This is a genomic window from Fusobacterium sp. DD2, assembly GCF_018205345.1.
GTDB lineage: Bacteria > Fusobacteriota > Fusobacteriia > Fusobacteriales > Fusobacteriaceae > Fusobacterium_A.
Map to the genome: position 1 here is coordinate 1 of NZ_JADRHM010000116.1, position 1,792 is coordinate 1,792.

Annotated in this window: 1 protein-coding gene and 1 pseudogene; both read left to right on the plus strand. The window is 35.4% G+C overall.

Features of this window, described 5'->3' with window-relative positions:
• Positions 1-902: pseudogene (locus IX290_RS11315) on the plus strand (hypothetical protein); the annotation flags it as partial.
• 170 nt (positions 903-1,072) lie between these two features.
• On the plus strand, positions 1,073-1,771 hold the full coding sequence (locus tag IX290_RS11795) for a YadA-like family protein (RefSeq protein WP_211493298.1): 699 nt from the start codon (positions 1,073-1,075) through the stop codon (positions 1,769-1,771).
• Positions 1,772-1,792 lie beyond the last annotated feature (21 nt).

The following is a 1,792-nucleotide window of genomic DNA, read 5'->3' on the forward strand; positions in this document are numbered from 1 at the left end:
GTACAATAGAGTTAGGAGATAACCTAACTTTAAATGGAAATACTGGAGAAATTAAAGCTGGCAATACAACATTATCAGATGCAGGTTTAAAAGTTGGAGATGTAACTGTATCAAGTACTGGAATAGATGCAGGAGGTAAAAAAATTACTAATGTAGCTAAAGGAGAAGCTCTAACAGATGCAGTAAATGTAAGTCAGTTAGAGGAAGTTAAGACTCAAGTTGCTGCTAACAGTAATCTTAAATATAAAGCAGATAAAGGGGATTCAAGTATATCTCTGGCAACTGGAACTTTAGGAATTGTAGGAGATAAGGATAACATTGAAACATCTATTACTCCAACTGGTGAAGTTAAAGTTGCACTGAAAGACACAATATATGTTGGTGGAGAAAATGGAATAAATCCAGTAGAGATAGATGGAGTTGGTGGAAAAGTCAAAGTAGGTAATAAAGAGAATAAGATTGACTTAGATGGAAACAACGGAATTATAAAGGCTGGTCAAAATGTTGTTATAGATGGAGGAAATAAATCTGAAATAGTACTAAAAGGATCAGGAACAGATAAGGTAAAGATAGATGGAACTGCAAGTACAATAGAGTTAGGAGATAAACTAACTTTAAATGGAAATACTGGAGAAATTAAAACTGGTAATGTAACATTATCAGATGCAGGTTTAAAAGCTGGAGATGTAACTGTATCAAGTGCTGGAATAGATGCAGGAAATAAAAAAGTTACAAATGTAGCCAAAGGAGAAGCTCCAACAGATGCAGTAAATGTAGAACAGCTTGAAGAAAACACTAATCTTACATATGCAGGAAATAAAGGTCAGGGAACAATTAAACTTAAAGATAAACCACTTACAATAAAAGGAGAAACTGAGGGTCATGCTAATCCTAATATGTAACAAGTGCTGATACAGATGGAAATATAACAGCTGACTTAAATGACAATGTAAATGTTAATGAAAGTGTAAATGTTGGTAAAGGTCAATATGTTATCAATATTGATGCTACACAGGCTAACAATAGAGTTATAACAGGACTTACTAATACTACCTGGGATCCTGATAATATAGTGGAAGACCGTGCTGCAACAGAAGGACAGATAAAAGCAGCAGTGAATATAGCATCTAAGACAATAATCAAAGGCAGTGGAGCAGTTGTAGCTACACCAGTTACTGATGAAGCTGGACATAAAGGTTATAATATCCATGTGGATAGAATTGTACAATATGTAGATTCTGAAGGACGAGATGTTATAAAAGATGGTGACAATTTCTATCTAATTAATAATGGACAGATAGACAGAACTAAGAAGATAGCTCAAAGTGATGTAAGTGTAAGAATGGTTAATCCTGATGGCAGCACATCTACACCTACAAGACTTGGAAATGTGGCAGCAGGAAGAGTGGCACCAGACAGTACTGATGCTGTAAATGGATCACAACTTCATGCTACAAATCAACAGGTTGCAGATAACACAAGAAGAATTGATGAAAATGCAAGAGAGATACATGATTTAAGAAGAGACCATAACAATGGTATGGCACAGATGTCAGCAATGGCTGCAGTAGACTTTGTTCACGTAAATCCTAACAAGATGAAGGTAGGAGCTGGAGTTGGAGGATATAAAGGGGCAAGAGCTGTAGCAGTAGGAGTTGCATATGCACCAACCGAACACTTCTTAATCAATGCTAAATGGTCAACACCAACTACTACACACAGAGGTAGTGCATTTGGTATAGGTGCAACTTATGAATTTAACTGTGATTAATACTTTTTAAATTTTTTAAAA